At 73.1% G+C, this 23,175-nt stretch carries 10 protein-coding genes and 1 pseudogene; 6 read left to right on the forward strand and 5 right to left on the reverse strand.

Annotation, left to right across the window (positions count from 1 at the left end):
* Nucleotides 1-43: 43 nt before the first annotated feature.
* Nucleotides 44-13,240 carry a type I polyketide synthase gene (locus tag K2224_RS17920; RefSeq protein WP_221907524.1) on the reverse strand — a complete coding sequence of 4,399 codons (13,197 nt, stop codon included), beginning with the start codon at nucleotides 13,238-13,240 and terminating at the stop codon, nucleotides 44-46.
* Nucleotides 13,241-14,098: 858 nt separating this feature from the next.
* Between K2224_RS17920 and K2224_RS17925 the strand changes: the two genes are divergently transcribed.
* Nucleotides 14,099-15,253, forward strand: coding sequence for an ABC transporter substrate-binding protein (locus tag K2224_RS17925; protein WP_221907525.1), 1,155 nt, complete (start codon nucleotides 14,099-14,101; stop codon nucleotides 15,251-15,253).
* A 130-nt stretch (nucleotides 15,254-15,383) separates the two neighbouring features.
* On the opposite strand, the gene K2224_RS17930 is transcribed toward K2224_RS17925, so the two are convergent.
* Nucleotides 15,384-16,097 (reverse strand): TetR/AcrR family transcriptional regulator, encoded by a 714-nt coding sequence (locus tag K2224_RS17930; protein WP_221907526.1) that lies wholly within the window; start codon nucleotides 16,095-16,097, stop codon nucleotides 15,384-15,386.
* 433 nt (nucleotides 16,098-16,530) lie between these two features.
* Between K2224_RS17930 and K2224_RS17935 the strand changes: the two genes are divergently transcribed.
* The gene (locus K2224_RS17935; protein WP_221909784.1) at nucleotides 16,531-17,997 is read left to right on the forward strand and encodes a sensor histidine kinase; all 1,467 of its coding nucleotides are present in this window, start codon (nucleotides 16,531-16,533) and stop codon (nucleotides 17,995-17,997) included.
* Nucleotides 17,998-18,116: 119 nt separating this feature from the next.
* Nucleotides 18,117-18,767, forward strand: coding sequence for a response regulator transcription factor (locus K2224_RS17940; RefSeq protein WP_221907527.1), 651 nt, complete (start codon nucleotides 18,117-18,119; stop codon nucleotides 18,765-18,767).
* A gap of 207 nt (nucleotides 18,768-18,974) precedes the next feature.
* Here the strand turns inward: K2224_RS17940 and K2224_RS17945 are convergent, their stop codons facing one another.
* The 3 genes and pseudogenes from K2224_RS17945 to K2224_RS40675 form a co-directional block, all read right to left on the reverse strand.
* Entirely contained in the window at nucleotides 18,975-19,469 is a 495-nt protein-coding gene (locus tag K2224_RS17945) for a DUF3995 domain-containing protein (RefSeq protein WP_221907528.1), read from the reverse strand.
* A 275-nt stretch (nucleotides 19,470-19,744) separates the two neighbouring features.
* A complete protein-coding gene (locus K2224_RS17950) occupies nucleotides 19,745-20,440 on the reverse strand; it encodes a L,D-transpeptidase (RefSeq protein ID WP_221907529.1) in 696 nt (231 codons plus the stop codon).
* 30 nt (nucleotides 20,441-20,470) lie between these two features.
* Nucleotides 20,471-20,643: pseudogene (locus K2224_RS40675) on the reverse strand (pyridoxamine 5'-phosphate oxidase family protein); the annotation flags it as partial.
* A gap of 325 nt (nucleotides 20,644-20,968) precedes the next feature.
* Here K2224_RS40675 and K2224_RS17955 point away from each other — a divergent pair.
* The 3 genes from K2224_RS17955 to K2224_RS17965 all read left to right on the forward strand — a co-directional run bounded on the left by K2224_RS17955 (nucleotide 20,969) and on the right by K2224_RS17965 (nucleotide 23,123).
* Complete coding sequence (locus K2224_RS17955) at nucleotides 20,969-21,862, forward strand: hypothetical protein (protein ID WP_221907530.1); 894 nt, start codon at nucleotides 20,969-20,971, stop codon at nucleotides 21,860-21,862.
* A 5-nt stretch (nucleotides 21,863-21,867) separates the two neighbouring features.
* Nucleotides 21,868-22,548, forward strand: a complete 681-nt coding sequence (locus K2224_RS17960) for a hypothetical protein (RefSeq protein ID WP_221907531.1) — start codon at nucleotides 21,868-21,870, stop codon at nucleotides 22,546-22,548.
* Nucleotides 22,549-22,769: 221 nt separating this feature from the next.
* Entirely contained in the window at nucleotides 22,770-23,123 is a 354-nt protein-coding gene (locus K2224_RS17965) for a hypothetical protein (RefSeq protein WP_221907532.1), read from the forward strand.
* The last annotated feature ends 52 nt before the right edge of the window (nucleotides 23,124-23,175 follow it).

A 23,175-nucleotide genomic window follows, 5' to 3' on the forward strand; every position in this document is an offset into this window, starting at 1 on the left:
GAGGGGAGGGGGACGGCGGGGGTGGCGGAGCGGCGGCCGGGGCTCACAGGTCACCGAGTTCGTCGATGAAGCGCATCAACTCGTCGGCGCTCGCGGTCTCCAGGGAGGACGCCTCGGACACCGGGCGGGCGTCCATCTCGGACAGCCGGTCCAGGAGCGCGCCGAGCCGGGAGGCCAGGGCCGTGCGGTCGGCCGGGGTGGTGAAGACGGACAGCGCCGTCTTCTCCACGCGGGCGAAGTCGTCCAGTACGGAGCCGCTGCCGGACGGTGCGTCGGCCACGGTGATCTCGCCGCGCAGGTGCTCGGCCAGCGCCGACGGCGTCGGGTGGTCGAAGACCAGCGTGGCCGACAGTCGGACGCCGGTGGCCTCGGAGAGCCGGTTGCGCAGTTCGACGGACATCAGCGAGTCGAAACCCAGGTCCTTGAGCGCCCGGTCCGGGGCGATGCCGTCGGCCTCTCCGTGGCCGAGGACCCCGCCGACGGTGGCGCGCACCAGGTCGAGCAGGACCGCGCCGCGGTCGGCCTCGGGCAGTGCGGCCAGCCGCTGGGCCAGGGTTTCGCCGCCGGCGGGGGCCGCGGACCGCTGCGGTGTCCTGGGGGCGAACCTGGCCAGCAGCGGACTGGGCCGGGAGGCGGTGAACGCGGGCAGGAACCGCGACCAGACGACGTCGGCGACCACCAGGTCGGTGCCGGCGGCGACGGCCTCGTCGAGGGCGTCGAGCGCGGCGTCCACGGCCAGCGGGACCAGTCCGCGACGGCGCAACTCGCGCTCCACACCGGGCTGTTCGACCATGCCGCCGCCCGACCAGGGGCCCCAGGCGACGGAGACCGCCGGCCGGCCGGCGGCCCGGCGGCGGCGGGCCAGGGCGTCGAGGGCGGCGTTGCCCGCCGCGTAGCCGGCCTGGCCCGCGGCGCCCCAGATGCCGGAGATGGAGGAGAACAGCACGAACGCGTTCAGGTCCGGGAGGAGTTCGTCGAGGACGAGGGCTCCGGTGACCTTGCCGGCCATCTCCTCGGCGAGCTGCCGAGGGTCGCTCTGCGCGAGCGGTACGTCCCGTACGACTCCGGCGGTGTGCACCACCGCGTCGACGACGGTGCCCTGGGCGCGCAGCTCCGCCAGGAGTGCGGCCATCGCGGCACGGTCCGCGACGTCGGCGGCCAGCACCCGGACCTCCGTGCCGGTGGCGGCGAGTTCGGCGGTGAGCTCGGCCGCGCCGACCGCGTCGGGGCCGCGGCGGGAGAGCAGCAGCAGCGAGCAGTCGCCACGGGAGGCGAGCCTTCGGGCCACGTGGCCGCCCAGTGCGCCGGTGCCGCCGGTGATCAGCACGGTGCCGGTCAGCGGTGTGCCGGTCGCCGGGACGGTGGCGTCCGGCGCCGGTACGGGTGCCGGCACGGACTGCGCCGGTACGACCCTGCGAGCCCACACCCCCGCGTCACGGACGGCGAGTTGGTCCTCGGTGCCGTCCCCGGCGAGCAGGGCGGCCAGCAGGTTCCGGCCGGGGGCGTCGAGCGCGGCGGGCAGGTCCACCAGACCGCCCCAGCTCCCCGGCGTCTCCAGTGCGGCGACGCGGCCCAGGCCCCAGGCCGCGGCGGCCCCCGGGTCCGCCTGCGGGTCGTCGGTGCCGACCGCCACGGCACCGCTGGTCAGGCACCACACCGGCGCCTGGATGCCGCGCTGCCGCAGCAGGGTCAGGGTCGCCAGCAGTTCCTCGGCGCCGGTCGCCGTGCACAACACGCCGTCCGGCGTGCCGGCCGCCTCCGGGTCGGTGGTGCTCCGCTCGAAGAGTCCGGACAGGTCTCCGGTGCCGAGCAGCAGCCAGTGTCCGGGCACCGCGACCACCTCGGCGGGGTCGGGCAGCCGCTCCCAGGTGACGGCGTAGCGGCCGGTCCGGTCGGCGGCGACCGCGTCGAGCTGGGCCCGGTCCACGGGGCGCAGCACGAGCGCGTCCACCGCTATCGCGGGGGTGCCGGAGGCGTCGGTGGCGTGCACGGCGACGGACTCCGCGCCGGCCCGCAGCCGCACCCGCAGCGCTCGGGCGTCGGGGGACAGCGGCCGCACGCCGTTGAAGGAGAACGGCAGCCGCACCTCGTCGGCCTCGTAGCCGCGGCCGGTCAGCGGCAGGGCGTGCAGCGCGGCGTCCAGCAGGGCGGGGTGCAGGCCGAAGCCGGTGGGCTGTCCGTCGGGCAGGGCGATCTCGGCGAAGACCTCGTCGCCGCGCTCCCAGACCGCGCGTACGCCCTGGAAGACCGGGCCGTACTCGTAGCCGCGCTCGGCCAGGTCGGGGTAGAGGGTGTCCACCGGTACCGGGACCGCGCCGGCCGGCGGCCACTGTGCGCCGGTCCAGTCGGGGGTGAAGGCGTCGTCGTCGGTGGTGCGGGGGCCGACGCTGCCGGAGCCGTGCAGGACCCACTCGCCGTCGGCGCCGCGGGAGCGGATGTGCAGTTCCCGTTCGCCGCCGCCGTCCGCGGCCACCCACACCTGTACGTCCCTGGGCCGGCCGCCGGGGAAGACCAGGGGTGCCTGGAGCACCAGTTCCGTGACGCCGCCGGCGCCGGCCGCGCGGGCGGCCTCGGTGGCCAGTTCGACGAATCCGGTGCCCGGCAGCAGCACGGTGCCCATGACGGCGTGGTCGCGCAGCCACGGGTCGTTGCCCGGGGCCAGCCGCCCGGTGAGCAACAGGCCGCCGTTGCCCGGCAGTTCGCTGCACGACGAGAGCATCGGGTGCGGCCGGCCGTCGGCGCCCGGTGCGTCGCCGGCGGCGGTGGGGGCGGCGAGCCAGTAGGACGCGCGCTGGAAGGGATAGGTGGGCAGGTCTGCGGTGGGCCGGACGGGCACGATCGCGGACCAGTCCACCGGGGCACCATGGGCGTGCGCCCGGGCGACGGCGGTGAGCCAGGTGACGGTCTCCGCCCGGTCCCGGCGGGCGCTGGGCAGTGCGGTGCGGCCGTCCAGGTGCGGCAGCAGGGCGGCGTCCGGCCCGATCTCCACGGTCAGGTCCGCTGCGGGCAGCCGCTCGACGGCGTCGGCAAACCGTACGGTGGCGCAGATGTGCCGGGCCCAGTAGGCAGGGGTGTCCACCGGGTGGGAGGTGTCGGCGGCGGGGACCAACGGCACGGTGGGCGCCCGGAATTCGAGCCCTTCCAGCAGGGCGGTGAACTCGTCGAGGATCGGCTCCATCAGCGGGGAGTGGAAGGCGTGGCTGACCCGCAGCCGGGTGGTGCGCCGGCCCTGCTCGCGCCAGTGGTCGGCGACGGCGGTGACATCCGCCTCCGGGCCGGAGACCACCAGCGCGCGGGGGCCGTTGACGGCCGCGAGCGCCGTGCCCGCCGGCAGCGTCGGAGCGACCTCGGCCTCGGTGGCGGCGATGGCCGCCATCGCGCCGCCCGCCGGCAGCGCCTGCATCAGCCGGCCACGGGTCACCACCAGGCGGGCGGCGTCCTCCAGACCGAGAACGCCGGCCACCACCGCGGCGGCGATCTCCCCGACCGAGTGCCCCGCGACCGCGTCGAAGGCGATCCCGGCGGCCTGCCAGAGCCGGCACAGTGCGATCTGGTGGGCGAAGAGCGCGGGCTGCGCGTACTCGGTACGCTCCAGCACCTCCGCCGGCTCGTCCCACATCACCTCGCGCAACGACCGACCCAGCAACGGGTCCACCACCGCACACACCTCGTCCAACGCGGACGCGAACACCGGGAAACGAGACGCCAGTTCACGACCCATCCCCGGACGCTGCGAACCCTGGCCGGAGAAGACCGCGGTCACGCGGCCGGTACCGTCGGCCGTCACCGAGGGCTCGCGCAGCGCGGCGGCCAGTTCCGTGCGGTCTCCGGCGACCCCGGCGCGGACGGCGAAGTGCGCGCGCCCGTGGGCGAGGGTCGAGGCCACGTCGGCGAGCGGCACCTCGGGGTGCTCGGTCAAGAAGGTGCGCAGCGCCGCGGCCTGGTCCCGTACGGCCTGCTCGGAGCGGCCCGAGAGGACCAGCGGCACCGGACCGTCCAACGCCGGGGTGTCGGGCGCGGGTTCGGCGGCCGGCGCCTCCTCCACGATCACATGTGCGTTGGTGCCGCTGATGCCGAAGGAGGAGACGCCCGCACGGCGCGGACGGCCGTCGGTCGTCCAGGCGCGCTCGCGGTCCAGCAGGGCGACGGTGCCGGTGCTCCAGTCCACCTCGTCCGTCGGCCGGTCGGCGTACAGGCTGCGCGGCAGCACGCCGTGCCGCAGCGCCAGCACCATCTTGATGACACCGCCCACCCCGGCCGCGGCCTGGGCATGGCCGATGTTGGACTTCAACGAGCCCAGGTACAGGGGGTGTTCCGGGTCCCGGTCGCGGCCGTAGGTCGCCAGCAGCGCCTGGGCCTCGATCGGGTCGCCCAGCCGGGTGCCGGTGCCGTGCGCCTCCACCGCGTCCACGTCGTGCGTCGACAGGCCGGCGGCCGCGAGCGCCTGGCGGATCACCCGCTGCTGCGAGGGGCCGTTGGGCGCGGTGAGCCCGTTGGAGGCACCGTCCTGGTTGACCGCCGAGCCGCGCACCACGGCCAGCACCGGGTGCCCGTTGCGGCGGGCGTCGGAGAGCCGCTCCACGACCAGCACGCCGACGCCCTCGGACCAGCCGGTGCCGTCCGCATCGGACGAGAAGGAGCGGCAGCGGCCGTCCGTCGCGAGCCCGCCCTGCCGGCTGAACTCGACGAACATGCCCGGCGAGGCCATCACGGCGGCCCCGCCCACCAGGGCCAGGTCGGTCTCGCCCTGCCGCAGGGACTGGCCCGCCAGGTGCAGCGCGACCAGCGACGAGGAGCAGGCGGTGTCGACGGTGACGGCCGGACCCTCCAGGCCCAGGACGTAGGCGAGGCGGCCGGAGGTGACGCTGGAGGTGGTGCCGGTGAGCGCGTGGCCGTCGGCGGCGGGGCTGGACTCGTGCAGCCGCGGCCCGTATTCCTGTGCCACCGCGCCGGTGAACACGCCGGTCCGGGTGGCGCGCAGGGTGGTCGGGGCGATGCCCGCCCGCTCCAGCGCCTCCCAGCCGGTCTCCAGCAGCAGCCGCTGCTGCGGGTCCATCGCCAGCGCCTCGCGCGGCGAGATGCCGAAGAACGCGGCGTCGAAGGCTCCGGCCCCGGTGAGGAAGCCGCCCTGTTGGCTGTCGGAGGCGGTGCCGCCCTCGCGCAGCGCGTCCAGGTCCCAGCCGCGGTCCTCGGGGAAGGCGCCGATGGCGTCCCGGCCCTCGGCGACCAGCCGCCACAGGTCCTCGGGCGAGGCGACGTCGCCGGGGAAGCGGCAGCCCATGCCGACGATGGCGAGCGGCTCGCCCGCGTCCGGTGCCGGCGGCGCGGGGACGGTGGCGGGGGCGGTGGCCTCCTCCCGTGCGCTTCCGTCGAGCAGCAGCCCGGCCAGGTGGTCGGCCACCGCGGTGGGGGTGGGGTGGTCGAAGAGCAGGGTGCTGGGCAGCGGGCGCGCCACGGCGGCGCTGAGGCGCTGCCGCAGTTCGAGCACGGTCATGGAGTCGAACCCGGCGTCGGAGAACGCGCGGTGCGGGTCGACGGCGGTGGCGTCGGCGTGGCCCTGGACGGCCGCCGCGTGCGTCAGGACCAGGTCGAGCAGCGCCTCGGGGGTGGTCGCGGCGGGGGCCGCGGCCACGGGTCGGGTGCGGCGCGCGGTGGTGGCCGGGCGGACCAGGGAGCGCAGGACGGCGGGCACGGTCGGCCGGCGGCGCAGGGTGGCCGCGTCGAAGGCCAGCGGGGCGGTGACGGGTCGGCCCGACGACAGTGCGCGGTCGAAGAGTTCGAGACCGGTATCGGCGGACAGCGGGGCGATGCCGCGGTCGGCCCAGCGCTGCCGGGCGGACTCGTCGAGGCCGGCGGTCATCCCGGTGCGCCGGTCCCACAGTCCCCAGGCGAGGCTGAGCGCGGGCAGTCCGGCGCGGTGGCGCCGGGTGGCGAGGGCGTCCAGGTGGGCGTTGGCGGCGCCGTAGGCCGCCTGGCCCGGGACGCCCAGCTGCGCGGAGACCGAGGAGAACAGCACGAACGCGCTCAGGTCCAGGTCGCGCGTCAGCTCGTCCAGGTGGACGGCGGCGGCCGCCTTGGGTGCCAGGACCGCCTGGGCGCGCTCCGGGGTGAGCGACGCGAGCAGGGCGTCGTCGACGACGCCGGCGGCGTGCACGACGGCGGTGAGCGGGTGCTGCGCGGGGATGCCGTCGAGCGTCCGGCGCAACTGGTCGCGGTCGGCCGCGTCGCAGGCCACGACGGTGACGCGGGCACCGAGGCCGGCGAGTTCGGCGCGGGCCGCCTCGGCTTCGGGGTGGTCCGGGCCGCGCCGGCTGACCAGCAGCAGGTGGCGCGCGCCGTGCCGGACGACCAGATGGCGGGCGAGCAGCTCGCCGAGGCCCCCGGTACCGCCGGTGATCAGGACGGTGCCCTCGGGGTCGAGGGGCGCGGGCAGGGTGAGCACGACCTTGCCGGTGTGCCGGGCCTGCTCCATGTACCGGAACGCCTCGGGGGCGCGGCGCAGGTCCCAGGCGGTGAGCGGCGGCAGCGTCAGCGCCCCGGAGCCGAACAGTCCGGTCAGCTCGCTGTTCATGGCGGCGACCAGGTCCGCGTCCACCTCGTAGAGGTCGAACGGCAGATAGCGCACGCCCGGGTGGTCGGCGGCGACCCGCTCGGGGTCGCGGAGGTCGGCCTTGCCCATCTCGACGAAGCGGCCGCCCGCGGAGAGCAGCCCGAGGGAGGCGTCGGTGAACTCCCGGGCCAGGGCGTTGAGCACCACGTCCACCGGGCCGAAGGCGTCGGCGAAGGCCAGGTCCCGGGAGGACGCGAGGTGGGCGTCGTCCAGGCCGAGCGCGCGCAGCGCGTCCCACTTGCCCGGGGACGCCGTCGCGTACACCTCGGCACCCAGATGACGGGCGATCTGTACGGCGGCCATGCCCACGCCGCCCGCCGCCGAGTGCACCAGGACCTTCTGGCCGGGCCGCAGTTCGGCGAGTTCCGCCAGCCCGTACCAGGCGGTGAGGAAGGCGATGGGGACGGACGCGGCCTCGGCGAACGTCCAGCGCTCGGGTATCGGCGCGAGGCGGCGCCGGTCGACGACGGCGACGGGGGTGAAGCCGCCGGTCATCATCCCCATGACCCGGTCGCCGGGGCGCAGTTCGGTGACGTCCTCGGCGGTCTCGGTCACCACGCCGGCCGCCTCGCTGCCCGGCACGGCCGCGCCGGGATAGGCGCCGAGCCGGATCAGCACGTCGCGGAAGTTGACGCCGGCGGCACGCACCGCGATGCGCACCTCCCCGGGCCGCAGCGCCCGGTCGGCGCTCGGGTCGGGGACGAGGGCGAGTTCACGGGTTCGGGCGTCGCCGACGTCCAGTCGCCAGGGCCCCTCGGGGGCCATGAGCGGGGTGTCGGCGCGTTCCAGCCGGGGCAGCAGGACCTCGCCGGCGCGGAGGACCAGGTGGGGTTCCTCGGCCAGCAGCGGCAGGGCGCGGTGCAGGACCTCTTCGGACGCCGGGCTGCCGTCGCTCGCCACGAGCCCGAAGCGGTCCGGGTCCTCGGCCCGGGCGGCGCGCAGCAGTCCGCCGAGCGCGGCCCCTACGGGGTCGGCGGTGTCGGTGACCAGCACCAGCCGGCCGGTGCCGGTGTCGGCGTGGTCGCGCAGCCGGATCAGGACCTGTCCCACGGCGGCGCGGGCGTCGGCGGCGGCATCGCCGGTGGCCGGAACGTCGGGGCGCAGCAGGACGGTGTCCGCTTCGGCGGCCGGTTCGCCCTCGGGCAGCGCGGCCGGTACCAGACCGGGTACCAGGAGCGAGCCGGCGGACGTACCGTCGGCCTCCCGAAGGGTCAACGTCCCGATGGCCAGCGCCGGTTCGCCCGCGGGGGTGGCCGCGTCCAGGCGTGCGGAGCCGGTGGTTCCGGTGATCCGTACGCGGAGCGTGTCGGCCTGCCGCGGTGCCCCGACGGCGCCGCTGAAGGAGAACGGGAGCACGGTGCGGTCGTCGCCGGTCAGCAGCAGGGCGTGCAGCGCGCTGTCCAGCAGTGCGGGGTGGATGTCGAATCCGGCACCGGCCCCGGTACGGTCCAGGCCGACCTCGGCGAAGATCTCGTCCCCGCGGCGCCATGCCGCCCGCAGTCCGCGGAACGCCGGTCCGTAGCCGTAGCCGCGGTCCGCGAGGTCTTCGTACCGGCCCTCGACCGGGACCGGTTCGGCATCGGTGGGCGGCCACTGTGCCGGGCTCCAGTCGGGCGCGGCGGCGTGCTCGGTGAGGGTGCCTGTGGCGTGGGTCACCCAGTCGCCGTCGCCGGTGCGGGCCCGGATCTCCAACTCGCCGCCGTCCGGGGCGGCCCACACCTGCACCTCGGCGCCGCTCGCGCTCAGCGGCAGCGGGGTGTGCAGCGCCAGGTCCGCCACCCCGCGGGCGCCGGTGTGCCGTGCGGCACGGAGCGCCAGTTCCAGGAAGCCGGTGCCGGGGAACAGCACGGTGCCGTCGACGGTGTGGTCGGCGAGCCAGGGGTCGGTGTGGCGGGAGAGCCGCCCCGACAGCAACACGCCGCCGGTGCCGGGAAGTTCGCACGCCTCCGTGAGCAGTGGGTGGTCCAGGGCGTCCGTGCCGGTGCGGGCGGCCGGGAGGGACCGGAGCCAGAACGACTCGTGCTGGAAGGGGTAGGTGGGCAGGTCGGTGTGGGATCCGACGGGCAGCACGGCCGCCCAGTCGACGGGTGCTCCGTGGGCGTGGGCCCGCCCGATCGCGTGCAGGAGGAACGGCACCTCGTCCTGGGACCGTCGCGCGCTCGGCAGGACGATCCGGTCCGGCGCCAGCATCGGCGTCAGCGCGGCGTCGGGCCCCATCTCCACCAGCACGTCCACCGGGCCCAGCCCCGCCACGGCGTCCGCGAAGCGCACCGCGTGACGCGCGTGGTCCAGCCAGTAGCCGGCCGAGGCGAAGGCGTGCCCGCTCTCGGCCGCGGCGCTCACCGCGATCCGCGGCTCGGCGAACGTCAACTCCCCCAGCACCGAGGCGAACTCGTCCAGCATCGGGTCCATCAGCGGGGAGTGGAAGGCGTGGCTGACCCGCAGTCGCGTGGTGCGCCGGCCCTGCTCGCGCCAGATGTCGGCGACGGCGGTGACATCCGCCTCGGGGCCGGAGACCACCAGCGCGCGGGGGCCGTTGACGGCCGCGAGCGCCGTGCCGACCGGCAGCGTCGGGGCGACCTCGTCCTCGGTGGCCTCGACCGCCACCATCGCGCCGCCTGCCGGCAGCGCCTGCATCAGGCGGCCGCGCGCCACCGCCAGCCTGGCGCCGTGTTCCACGCTCAGCACACCCGCCACCACGGCCGCGGCGATCTCGCCCACCGAGTGCCCCGCCACGGCCTCGAAGGTGACTCCGGCGGAGCGCCAGAGCCCGAAGAGGGCCACCTGGTAGGCGAAGAGCGCGGGCTGCGCGTACTCGGTACGCTCCAGCACCTCCGCCGGCTCGTCCCACATCACCTCGCGCAACGACCGACCCAGCAACGGGTCCACCACCGCACACACCTCGTCCAGCGCGGACGCGAACACCGGGAAACGAGACGCCAGTTCACGACCCATCCCCGGACGCTGCGAACCCTGGCCGGAGAAGACCGCGGCCGCCCGCCCCTCCCCCGCCGTCACCGGCGCGACCTCGGACAGCGCTGCCAGCACGCCGGCGCGGTCGGCACCCGAGGCCACCGCCCGGCACTCGAACGCCGTCCGGCCCGAGGCCAACGTCCAGGCCACATCGGCGAGCGGGACGTCGGGGTGTTCCGCCAGGAAGCCGCGCAACGCCGCGGCCTGGTCCCGTACCGCCTGCTCCGACCTGCCCGACAGCACCAACGCCACCGGCGCGGACGCCCCTTCGGGCGCCGGCTCGGGCCGCGGCTCCGGTTCCGGCGCCTCCTCCAGGATCACGTGCGCGTTGGTGCCGCTGATGCCGAACGACGACACCCCCGCGCGCCGCGGACCCCCGTCCGGCGCCCATGCGCGCTCGCGGTCCAGCAACGCGACCGCCCCAGACTCCCAGTCCACCTCGTCCGTCGGCCGGTCGGCGTACAGGCTGCGCGGCAGCACGCCGTGCCGCAGCGCCAACACCATCTTGATCACCCCGGCCACCCCGGCCGCCGCCTGGGCATGGCCGATGTTGGACTTCAACGAGCCCAGCCACAGCGGCCGTTCCCGGTCGCGGTCGCGGCCGTACGTCGCCAGCAGCGCCTGGGCCTCGATCGGGTCACCCAGCCGGGTGCCGGTGCCGTGCGCCTCCACCGCGTCCACGTCCGCCGGCCCCAGCCCCGCGCTCGCCAACGCGTCCAGGATCACCCGCTGCTGCGACGGGCCGTTGGGCGCCGTCAGGCCGTTCGACGCGCCGTCCTGGTTCACCGCACTGCCGCGTACGACGGCCAGCACCCGGTGGCCGTTGCGCCGCGCGTCCGACAGCCGCTCCACCAGGAGGACACCCACGCCCTCGGACATGCCGAAGCCGTCGGCATCCGCCGAGAACGCCTTGGAGCGGCCGTCCGGGGAGAGCGCGCGCTGGCGGCTGAACTCGATGAACATGCCCGGTTCGGCCATGACCGTGGCCCCGGAGGCGAACGCCAGGTCGCACTCGCCCCGACGCAGCGCCTGGCAGGCCAGGTGCAGCGCCACCAGCGAAGAGGAACAGGCGGTGTCCACGCTGACCGCGGGGCCTTCCAGGCCGAGCAGGTACGACAGCCGGCCGGAGGTCACACTGGAGGTGGTGCCGGTGAGCACATAGCCCTCCAGGTCCGGGCGGGCCTGGTGCAGCGGCTGGCCGTACGGGAGGTTCATCACGCCGGTGAAGACTCCGGTGCGCGACCCGCGCACCGCGGGCCCGGTGAGGCCGGCGTGCTCCAGCGCCTCCCAACTGGCCTCCAGCAGCAGCCGCTGCTGCGGGTCCATCGCCAGCGCCTCACGCGGCGAGATGCCGAAGAAGCCGGCGTCGAACCGGTCGGCGCCCGCCAACAGGCCCGCCTCGCGCTGGTAGAACGTGCCGGGTACGCCGGCGTCCGGGTTGTAGAGGGCATCGAGGTCCCAACCGCGGTCGGACGGGAACTCCGTGATGGCGTCCCGGCCGTCCGCGACCAGGTCCCACAGGCCCTCGGGCGAGTCCGCGCCGCCCGGCAGGCGGCAGGCCATGCCGATGACCGCGATCGGGTCGTCCTGGTCGACGGGCACCGTCCGCGCCTCGGGAAGCGGCTCGGCGGCGCCGAACAGGCGGCGCCGGATCTCCTCGGCCAGCGCGCCCGGCGTGGGGTGGTCGAAGACCGTGGTCGCCGGAAGCCTCAGGCCCGTCGCCTCGTTGATGCGGTTGCGCAGGGCCAGTGCGCCGACCGAGTCCACGCCGAGCGAACGGAAGTCCTGGCCGGCGCGCAGCGACGCGGGCGCCTCGGATCCCGGTGCGTCGGCGAGCTGCCGCACCACCAGGTCCAGCAGCGCGGACAGTTGACCGGCCGGGTCCAGCGGCAGCAGCCGCTCGTACAGCCCGCCGTCCCCCGCCGGGGTGCCGTCGGCGTCGCTCTCCAGCCGGTAGCCGGGCAGCGCGGTACGGCCGGCCCCCTCCAGGGCCACGGACCAGTCGGGGGTCGCGCCGTGCACCTGCGCCCCGGCGAGGGCGCGCAGCTGCCCGTCGAGCCCGGCGTCGTTGCGTCGCATGGTGTCCAACACCACCGCGTCCGTGCCGACTTGGGCCACGGTGTCCTCGGCGCCCGGAGTGAGCACCGGGTGCGGGCCGAACTCGGCGAACAGCCGGTATCCGTCGCGCAGCGCCGCCTCGGTGGCGGCCTGGAAGCGGGCGGTCTCGCGCAGGCTGCGGTACCAGTAGCCGGCGTCCAGCGTCGCGGTGTCCACGAGGCCGCCGACGGCGGAGGCGTACATCGGCACCTCGCCGGACCGCGGCCTGATCGGCGCGAGCTCCCTGAGCATGTAGTCCCGGACGTGTTCGATCTGCCGGGAGTGCGCGGCGACCCCGACCGGCAGCAGCCGGCTGCGCACGTCGCGCTCCGCGAGCCGCCCGGTCAGGGCGCGGGCCGCCGCCGGGTCCCCCGAAACGACCGTCGCGCGCGGGCCGTTGACGACGGCGATCTCCAGGTCGAGTCCCCACTCGGCGAGCAGCGCCGCGGTCTCCTCTGCCGGGAGGCCCACCGCCACCATGTCGCCCCGCCCCTGGATCAGCGCCTGGGCCTTGCTGAAGTACGTGACGAGCCGGGCGCCGTCGTCCAGCGACAGTCCGCCCGCGACGGTGGCCGCCGCGATCTCGCCGAGGCTCTGCCCGACGACGGCCGCCGGGCGCACCCCGTGCGCGCGCCACAGTCCCGCCAGCGCGACCATGACCGCGAACATCGCGGGCTGGACCACGTCGATGCGGTCCAGCGGCACCTCACCGGACAGCACGTCCCGCAGCGGCACCTCGCCGTACTCGCGCAGCGCCCGGTCGCAGGCGTCCAACTCGGCGGCGAAGTGCTCGCTCTGCGCGGCCAGTTCGCGCCCCATGCCGACCCACTGGCCGCCCTGCCCGGGGAACATGAAGACCATCGGACGCGGTTCCGGGGCGCTGCCGTGCACCGCTCCGGTGACCGGCTCGCCCGCGGCCAGGGCACGCAGTCCGCTCAGTTGCTCCTCCCGCGTCCCACCGGGCAGCGCGACCCGGCGCGGCCACACGGTGCGGGAGACCAGCTGGGTGTGCGCCGCGTCGGCCGGGGAGAGCCCGGGGTGCGCGGCAAAGTGGTCGGCGAGCCGCCCGGCGTGATCGCGAAGCCCCGCCTCGGTCCGACCGGAGACCAGCAACGGCACCCGCGCCGAAGACGACTCCGGGGACCGCTCGGAAGTCGTCTGCGGGGCCGGCGGAAGCGGCGCGGGCTCCAACGTGGACAGCTGCGTCGCGGGTGCGTCGCCGAGTGCTCCGTAGCGCCCGCCGTCATCGGCGAGCGCCAGCACCACCGCGACGCCCGCCGCGGCGACATGGACGGCCACCGCGGCCGCCGTGCCCGCCACGAGCAGCGCCCGCGCCTCGGCCCAGGGCTCCGCGTCCCGGCCGGATACGACCCGGACACCGGCGATGCCGTCCAACTCGGGAAGCCGGCCGCTGCTGAGCACCGTCACCCCGCGATCGACAGCGGGCACGATCCCGGCGTCCTCGATGGCGGCCCACAGCGCCGCGGTTTCCGGGGCGCGCGACGACGCGTCGGCTCGTGCGACACCCATGATCACGACAGCGGTGGTTTGCTCAGCCATTTTTGGTAACTCCCGCAACGTTCTGGCGAGCGCTGTCGCGGACCCCCGATCGCGCGCTCCCTGCATGCCGTTCATTCAATGTTCGATCGGAATTAACCAGCCACCCCTAGCCCACCCCAAAGGCCCCCCTAACCTGGCGTTTAAGGGGAGCGCATCGTGCACCCGAGCGGTAAAGCCCAGGGCAGGTCACCCGGCGTCAGCGACGCCCCGTGATGATCTCCGCACTCGCAGCAGCGAACGGTGCCGCCCGACTCCCACCCGATGCCGCACGTCACCGACCCGCCCCGTCGCGCCGCCCGCCGCGCCCCCGGTCCGGCCGGATCAGGGTCAGCGCCCGCCCCGCCCCGCGCACGGGCTGGACATACGGACACCCTCACTCTGGGGCACGTGCAGATCAGCCGAAGACCAGCGCAAGGGCGACCGGTTCGCAATAAAGCAGTGGGCGGCGTGGCGTTGATCCACTCCACGGCGCCCAAGCGTCACCGCCTCACACCGAACCCACCAAACCAACCGCAACCCATCCCAACGCACCGCAACGCATCTCAAGGCACCTCAACGCACCTCAACGCACCCCACCGGAGCATCTCCCCTCGAACCAACGAAATGGGGGCCGACTCAAGGTGGGAAAGCGGGACCATGTCAGACCATCAGCGCCCGCAACAACTCCTCTGAGCTGCGATTTCGAGAGAAACGAAGTCTTTCGTTTCCCCATCGTTTACCTTACGGACACCATAGTTGGGCCTACTGAGGCCCGGCTTGTTCAGCTCAAAGTCGGACAGGTGCTCACCCCCCACGTGCATTCCCTGTGTGGCCCCGCATGAATCCCCTCACCCCTCTGTGCGTACCCCTGGAGAGTCCGTGACCGTCCCCCTCCCGAGAACCGCCGTCCTCACCGGCGTCCTCACCACCGCCGTCGCCCTCACCCTCAGCGCCTGTGGCGCGGACTCCGACTCGTCCGCCGCCTCCGGCGGCAAGAGCGCAGCCGCCGCGACCACGGCCCAGGCACTCGGCGGCATGGACGCCCTGATCAAGGAGGCCAAGCAGGAGGGCACGCTGCATGCGATCGCGCTGCCCCGCGACTGGGCCAACTACGGCGCCCTGATCGACGGTTTCGAGAAGAAGTACGGCATCAAGGTCGAGGTCGAGAACCCGAGCGGCGCCAGTCAGGACGAGATCAGCGCGGTCACCTCGCGCCGGGGCAAGGACAACGCACCCGACGTCCTCGACCTCGGCAGCTCCTTCGCGCAGAGCGCCGCCCAGCAGGGGCTGCTCGCGCCGTACATGGCCGCCGGTGTCGACAACATCCCCGACGACCAGAAGGACTCGATCGGCCGCTGGTCGAACGACTACGGCGGCTACATCTCCTTCGGCTGCGACGCCAAGCGCGTCCACACCTGCCCGACCAGCTTCAAGGACCTGCTCAAGCCGCAGTACAAGGGAGAGATCGCGCTCAACGGCAACCCGACCAAGTCGGGTTCGGCCTTCAGCGCCGTGTACGCGGCCTCCCTCGCCAACGGCGGCTCCTTCGACGACATCCAGCCCGGCATAGACTTCTTCACCAGGCTGAAGAAGAGCGGCAACTACACGCCCGTCCAATCCACCCCGGACACCATCAAGGCGGGCAAAACCCCCATCAGCATCGACTGGGACTACCTCAACGCCGGGTACACCGACCAGTTCAAGTCCAAGGGCCTCGACTGGACGGTCTCCGTCCCCTCGGACGGCCAGTTCTCCCAGTACTACTCGCAGGCCATCAACAAGTACGCGCCGCACCCGGCGGCCGCACGCCTGTGGCAGGAGTACCTCTACAGCCCCGAAGGCCAGAACCTCAGGCTCCAGGGATACGCCCGCCCGGCCCTCATGGCCGCCATGGAGAAGGCCGGCACGCTCGACAAGGCCGCGGCGGCGAAGCTGCCCAAGGTCTCCGGCACGCCGACCTTCCCGACCGAGGCCCAGCAGAGCAGCGCCAAGTTCGTGCTCTCCCAGGCATGGAGCGACGCCGTCTCCGAATAGACCGCACCACCGCGACGCGGCACGACGTACGACGGCGCTCACCCCGACACCGCGAGGTGAGCGCCGTCTCCGTTCGGACTGTCCAGCCGCGGTGAACGTTCGCCCCACGTTCACCCCGCACGGTCCCGCCTCAGCGGCACGCGAGACCGTCGAGCATCAACTCGACGGTGAAGTCGAAGCGTTCGTGATCGGTCCCCGCGGTGAGTTCGGCGGCGTAGCGCCTGGTCTGCGGGAAGGCGTCCGGCAGGCTGGAGAACCGGCCGAGCAGTTCCTCCCGGCTGACGACCCACTCGTTGCCGGACCCGGTGAGCAGGGAGATCTCAAGCGCGTAGGCGTTGACATAGAGCGTCAGCGAGTCGATGCCCCAGGCGGCCGCCTGCGGGGCGATGCCTCCGGCGAGGAGGATGGCGAGCATGCCCTCGGCAAGGCGCAGTGTGTCCTGGTTGGTGGGGGCGGCGGCGAGCGCGGCCCGGGAGATGCCGGGGTAGCGAAGGTACTGGTCGCGCATCCGGGTGCAGACACCGGTGATCTGCTCCCGCCAGGCGGCGGGATCCGGCTCGGGCAGGTCGATCTCGGCGCACAGGCGGCCGATGAGCAGCTCGTCCAGATCGCCCTTGTTGACGACGTGCGCGTACAGCGACGCCGGTCCGGTCTCCAGAGCGGCCGCCACGCGGCGCATGGTCAGCGCCTCGTAGCCCTCGCGCGCCACGATGCCGAGCGCCGCGTCGACGACCGCATCGACCGTGATCGACTTCGCTCGCCGGCCCCGCCCCGGCGACGCGCCCGCATCTGCGACGGCCTGATGGTGCCGCGCTGCGCGCCGCTGCTGAGGAGTGGGGGGCACGCCCCGAGCGTACCGGACGAACGAACCTTGTTCCTCACGAGACGAACACCGTTCGCGCTAACACGAACACCGTTCTACCATCGAATATCGTTCGCACGTACTCGACGAGGGCGGACCCACTGGCCGGCTCTTCCACGACGGCCGCCCCCTGACCTGACAGCCCTCCCCCCGAACTCCAGACACCCGCCAGCCCACCGTCAACGAGATTCGGGCCTGGCCCGGCCCGGCCGTAGGCGCACCTTTCGTCGTCGGCCATCGCGACCAATGGCGAATGCGGTCTCCGACGGTGCCCGCCTAACGTGGCCGCGTGACGCGTGTGGAACGTAGGGACGGTTGGGCCGCGGCCCGCCGGACATTGGCAGAGGGGTTGCGCTCGGCGCCCCGACGGCTGGCCGGACTGGCCGATCCGGTCAGGGCGCTCTTCGCCCCGGGCATGTGGACTCCCGGGCGCATCGTGGGCGAAACGCTGCTGAGCCTGGTGCTCGGCCTGCTGGCGGCGGCTTCCGAGCTCCCGGCAGGGCTGGCGTTCGGCGCGGGAGTCGGACCGGCCGTCGCCGTGGGATCGGCCGCCGCGCTGCTGTCCCCCCTGCGCCGGGTCCTGCCCGCGACCGTGCTTCTGCTCACCGCCACCGGCCTGCCCCAGTTCAGCGGCCTGGGCCCGCTGCTGCTGGTCGCGGCCTGGTCGGCCGGCCGGCGGATCGACGAGGTCGGCAAGGCGGCCGGCACCTTCGCCGCCGCCTACGTCCTCAGTCTCGGCCTGACCCTCCTGCAGGCCGCGCCCCCGGTCTTGCTGACCCTGGCCTTCGCCGGCCCCCTGTTGCTGGTCGCGATCGTCGTCCCCGGCCTGATCAGCCGCTACTGGTCGCAGCGCCGCACACTCACGGACACACTGCGGGAGTACAACGCCCAGCTGCTGCGCGAACGCGCGATGATCGCCGGCCAGGCCCGGATGCGGGAACGCCAACGCATCGCGCAGGACATGCACGACAGCCTCGGCCATCACCTCACCCTCATCTCGGTCCACACCGGGGCGCTGGAGGTGGACCGGGAACTGACCGGACGGCAGCGGGAAGCCGTCGGTGTACTGCGTGAGGCGTCGGTGGCCGCGATGCACGAGCTGCGCGAGGTGGTCGGGTTGCTCCGGGACGGCACCGAGAGCCCCGGCCGGAGCCCCGCCTCCCACGCCGATCAGGCCACGGGAGAAGGCGACGCCACATCGCCGTCGCGCGGGGTGGCCGGCATCGAGGGCCTGGCGGCGGCCTCCCGGAGCGCCGGGACGACCGTGGAACTGCGGCACTCCGGCGACCCCCGCCCGCTCCCCCCTACGGCCGACCACGCGGCGTACCGCCTCGCCCAGGAGGGCCTGACCAACGCCCACAAGCACGCCCCGGGCGCCGCGATCACCATCGAGCTGCGATACGAGCCGGACGCACTGGTCGTGGAGGTCGCGAACGGCCCCGCCCCGGAGCCGACGGCCACCGGCCGGAACGTGGTGAGCGGCGGCCAGGGCCTGACCGGCCTCGGCGAACGAACCCGGCTCATCGGCGGCATGGTCCACGCGGGCCCGACGCCGGACGGCGGCTTCCGGCTGGCCGGCGTACTCCCCTACGCCTCCCCGGAAGGCGGAGCCCCGAGCCGCTCACCGGACGACGCGACGACGTTCGTCGATCCCACCGGCGACTTTCGGGAGCAGATCCCGGCCGGCTCCCCGGGCGAAGGTGTTCCGGTCATCGACGGGAACAATCTTCCGAAGGAGCTGGCCAGAGCCATGAGCACCAACACGAAGCGCAACAGCACCGCGATCGGCTGCGGGATCGCGGCTTTGGCCCTCCTCCTGCTGGTGGTGGTCCTGGGCGTCGTCGCCGCGCTCTTCCTGGCGGGTACCCCGGCACGGCCGTGATCGAAAGGCCGTCCTCGAAGGGCGATGATCGAGCCGAAGGTCCTGTCCGGGGATGATGTCAGGGAAGATGTCACGGTGGCCGCGCGGGCCACACGGATTCGGAACAGCGCAGGAGAGTCGTGATCAGGGTTCTCGTCACGGATGACGAGCCGCTCATTCGGGCCGGCATCAGGATGATCCTCACCTCGGCCGACGACATCGACGTCGTCGCCGAGGCCGGCAACGGCCGCGAGGCCATCGAGCTGGCACGCGCCCAACGGGTGGACGTGGCACTGCTCGACATCCAGATGCCCGTCATGGACGGCCTGACAGCCCTGGCCGAACTACGCCGAACCGTCCCCGACACCCGCGTCCTGATCCTCACCACCTTCGGCGCCCAGCAGAACGTCCTGCACGCCCTGACCGAAGGCAGCGCCGGCTTCCTCCTCAAGGACTCCGCCCCCGCAGAACTCATCCGCGCCGTACGCGCCGCAGCCGCCGGAGAGGCATACCTCTCACCCGGCGCCACCCGCCACGTCGTCGACTCCCTGACGTCCACCCGAACCAGCCACACCACACAAGCCCGCCGCCGACTCGAAGCCCTGACCGCCCGCGAGTTGGAGGTCCTGGCCCTCCTCGGCGAGGGCCTCTCCAACGCCAACGCCGGCCAACGCCTCCACATGAGCGAAGCCACCGTCAAAACCTACGTCAGCCGAATCCTGACCAAACTCAACTGCGAAAACCGCGTACAAGCAGCACTCCTCGCCCGCGACGCGGGCCTGGGAACCTGACACACCCACCCCCGCCCGGTACGTTCCGCGAGGGGCGATCGCGGCGGTCACCTCGCCCGTTCCACGGCCCGGGACCATGACGAAGAACTCACGCTGTCTGTCCTCGCCCAACGTCGTTGCGGAATGGGCGAATGACAGTGCCGCCCGGACCGGCGACGATCCGCCGGACAGTACCCGACGGCAGCCTCGGACAGCCTGCTCGGGCCGTCAGGTGGTTGCGCTGCTCGGGCGCTCCGCTCGCCCGAACCCTCGTGTGGCCAGACCGAAGGCGAGACCACCGACCAGGAACCAGGGATTCCACAACAGCAGCGTCCACAGCCGCTGTGCCGGGCTTATGCCCACCCACTCGCCCGCGGTGTCGGCCAGCAGCAGTATCTCCACTGCGATGCCGCGTGCGAGCAGCACGGCGCAGACACACCAGCCCAGAGCCTTGACCGCCCGTCCGGCCAGGCCGCGGGGCCGCGGCCGGGCCAGGAGCCACCCCAGCACGCCGCCGGCCAGGCACAGCACTCCCACACCCCACAAGCCCACCGCCACGAACCACACCGGGCGTTCCACTGCCAGGGGCCCCGCCGAGACACTCAATCCCCAATTGCCACCCAGCGCCCAGGAGAAGTGAAGCCCGGCGAAGGCGACCGCCCAGGCACAGGCAACACGCCCCCACACCACCACCGTTGTTCTGCCCTGCCGATCTTCGCGCATAACGAGAAGCATGCCACTGCCACGCCGCGCCACCGGGTGCCGGTCGGAGCGCAGGAGCGATTCTTGCCGGCACGCCGGCCGACTGCCGTCAGCCAGCAGCCGTCGATGCCCTTGGCAAGGCTCGGAGCGATAGCCGTCACCGGCGCTGTGGGCCCCATTCGAAGAGCAGGTACCAGCAACGCGAGGCGGGCGTGGGTCCGGTCCGTTGCCACGGCCCTGGCCCGCCACCAGCCCGGTGAACTGGTACGGCTTGCGCTCGCGGTGAACTGGTGTGGCTAGTAGCGCGTGATCGCGGTGGGGCCGGAGGTGGTCCCGATCGCGATGTGGGGCCGCTGCCGGGGATCGGCCCAGACCAGGATGCGGCGCATGGCATCCGCCGGCACGGAGAGACAACCGGCCGTCGCCGCCCGCCCGTTGACGTGCAGGAAAATGCCGGCGCCACGGTCGCGTACCGGCTTGTAGTAGTTGAAGCCGATGACGAGCGCGTGCGCGTACTGAGTGGCGTAGTCGGCGAGGTGCTCGGACTCGGCGGCGCGGCAGTCGGCGGGCAGCGGCTCGGCCCAGCGGTTGTAGGCGCGCGAGCGATTGTCCTCGCACCACCAGGAGTTCCGGTTCACCCGGCGGTACGGCGTCGAGGTCCCGCGCGGCGCGGCCTTGATCCCGAAGCCGTAGGGGAGGTCGTACAGACCGGTGGGGGTGGTGTCGGTGCCCTGTCTGCGCTTGCCGCCCTCGGCAAGGCCCCTCGCCCCGAATCGAGCGGGCGCGCTGCCGGCCACGACCCACCTGCCGCCTCGCCGGTCCCACCACGTCAGCACCCCCGTGGTGGCGTCGGTGCCGGGCGCGACGGCGGTGATCAGCTGACCGCCCCCGCCGGTGTCGGCCAGCCGGTCCGGCAACGGTGGACCGCTACCGTCCGGGGTCAGGACGAACAGGACGGCGAAGAGCGCGACACCGGCAGGCACGACGACCATGGCAACCCCCGAGGGAAGAGGGACGGTTGCTCAGAAGTTACTGGGCGGCAGCGGAAGTGGCAGCCCTGGCAGGCCATCGATGTTGTGTGCAATGTGGTCCTTCTTGGTGAAGTACGCACTCAGCGAGGCGTCGTCCTCACGCGAGAAGCGCCTGCCGTGCAGGTCACGTCTTCCTCGTACGACATGGAGGGCACCCCGTATCCGCGGGGAAACCCTTCGCCTGTCTGACGAATCCGTCCGGTCGGGTCGTGGACCTTCCCCGGCTACGGATGGTCGGTCCCGCCCCCCCAGGCCGGTCGAGAGCGATTTCATCGGCATTTCAATGCCGCACGCAAGGGTTGGCGTGTCGCCACCGGGAGCCGCCCGGCAGAAGGGGGCCGGCGAGAGGGAGAAGTCACCGGCTTCCGAGGGGCACGGCGACCGCGCACGGCCGACGATCAGCGGCTCTGCTCTTTCGACGTGTTGTCAATGCGTGCGTCCAGGAGAGGGTTTGGCGGCGTCGGGCCGTGAACGATGGGGGGAGAAGGCATGCGCGTGTCGCTGAGATCCAAGCGGGCCCTGGCCGTGCTCGTGGTGCTGTTCGCGCTGCTCGCGTTTGTGTCCCCGGCGGAGGCGAAGCCGGTTCGCCCCGTGGATCTGTGCGGGGCGCAGGTCGCGGCGGCTCAGCAGCTCGGGGCAGACATCCGGGCCCACAACGCCAGGCCGCATCGCTTCCGGATGCCGGAGCAGTCCTTGGCCGCGGCGGCCTACAACGCGGAGAAGGCGGCCCTGGAGGCTCGCCGGTCCGCGGTCGTCGCCCAACTGCAGTCCTGTATGCAGGCGATGCGGGCGCTCGAAGCCGCGGATGCGGGTCCCTTGGGTCTGAAGGCCCCGGTCCGCCGGACGCTGGACAAGATCGAGAAGGCCCGGAACCAGGCCCCGTCGAACTGGACCGCACCGCCACCTCCCCGGCCGGGCAAGAACTGGGAGGTCCCCCAAAACTCCCCGATACGTCCGCTCTTCGAGGCCCTCCGCGGCAGCAACCCGGGAAAGGTGGGCAACATCCGGCTGAACGGAGTCGACCGGCCTCTGGCAACGGACCGGGACCCGGCCTACCCTGCCTCGTCGGGCCGCAGGATCGGGACCTGGGACTCCGGGAATTCGAAGGTTTCGCCCGACCACATCATTCCCCTGGCCGAACTCGTCCAGATGCGGGGCTTCACGAAGCTCACGGCGAAGAACATGTATGTGGTCTCGCGTGCTCCGATCAACTTCCAGTGGTTGTCGAAGGCGGCGAACGAATCCAAGCAGTCCCGGAGTGCGGCGTATGTGTCGGGGGCCGATCCACAATGGATCAGTGCGCAGACCGCGCTGGAGAACCAGACCCGTCAGAAGCTGCAGGACATCATCGACCAGCTGCTCAAGAGCCAGTACCGAGGTTAGAGGACATGGGACCTGAAGAAATCGCCGCCACGTTGGAGGACTGGTCGCTGGCGTTCGTCGGAAGTGACGCCGGTGAGATCGCGCTGATTCCCGAAAAGTGGCGGCCGATCGTGCTGTCGGCCGATCCGGAAGACCGCCGCCGAGCGGCGTTGTCGCTGTGGAACCGCGGTTTCCTCGACCTGGTCCCGGAGTTCGCCGAGGTGCTCGACGCGCACTGTCTCGATGTGCGCGTCGGTATCACCGACGGCGCCGCCGTGCTGGTCTACGTCCTGGAGACGGAGGACGGCGAGCTGGTCTCCTGGGTCGGCTACGATCCCGGAACTTTCGAGGAGCCGGAGTTCTGGGGGTGCTTCCCGGCGGCGGTTCAGGTGTTCCTGCGCGAGGTTCATGCGGGGTTCGTCTCGGGGAGCAGGTACGCGTTCGGCGTGGCGCGCCCCGTCGCCATGGGAACCCTCGCCGAGTTGGCCGACTTCCCCGAGGGCATCCCCGGCTGGGAGGACGGATCCCGTATTTCGTCCAAGCGCCTGTTGCAGATCACGACGGATGGCGGGCTGCTCAAGTTCTGTCTGTCCCCGGATCTCGCCGTGGGACAGGTCGCCCTGGTCTACGAAGGAGACGTCGATCCGAAGGAATTCGGTCAGGAACTGGACGAACTCCTGATGTCACGCTTCGCGGAACCGTCCTGATTCACGGATCCCCTGATTCACGGAACCCTCCTGAACGGAAAGGCGTTCGCATGTCGCATCAGGCCGGTCAGGAGCCGTCACCTCCCTGGCAGCCACCCGCGTCCCAGCCGCCGGTACCGGGATACCCGCCGTCCTCTCGTCCGTCCTCCCGTCGTCGGAAGCTGTGGTGGTCTCTCGCAGCAGCCGGTGTGCTGCTGGCCGGCGCCGCCGTGTGCGTTGCCGTGTTCCTGTTTCCCGAGCGGGGCGACACCGAGCAGTCGAAGGTCCAGCAGGCGGTCACCGACTTCGCCCTCGCGGTCGATCGGGGGGACACCGCCAAGATGGTCGCTCTGCTCTGCCTGGACGAAGCCCACGGCGTCGCCGACAACGACGACAACTCGGCCGACGGTGAACGCGACTCCCGGTCGAAACCGATACCGACTACGACTTCGGACGTGCGGATCAAGGGGAGCGTCGCCAGTGTCGTGGTCACCAGGCCCGCGCAGAAGCCGGTCTCCGTCTACCTCCGCAAGGAGAACGGCACCTGGAAGATGTGCGCCCCCGTTGAGAAGTCCTGGTCGCAGCCTGCGCGGTAAGGCAGCCGTCGAACCCGCCGCCGCGCTGGAGCGGCGCGATCCCGAACTGGCC

The organism is Streptomyces sp. BHT-5-2, assembly GCF_019774615.1.
Taxonomy (GTDB): Bacteria; Actinomycetota; Actinomycetes; order Streptomycetales; family Streptomycetaceae; genus Streptomyces.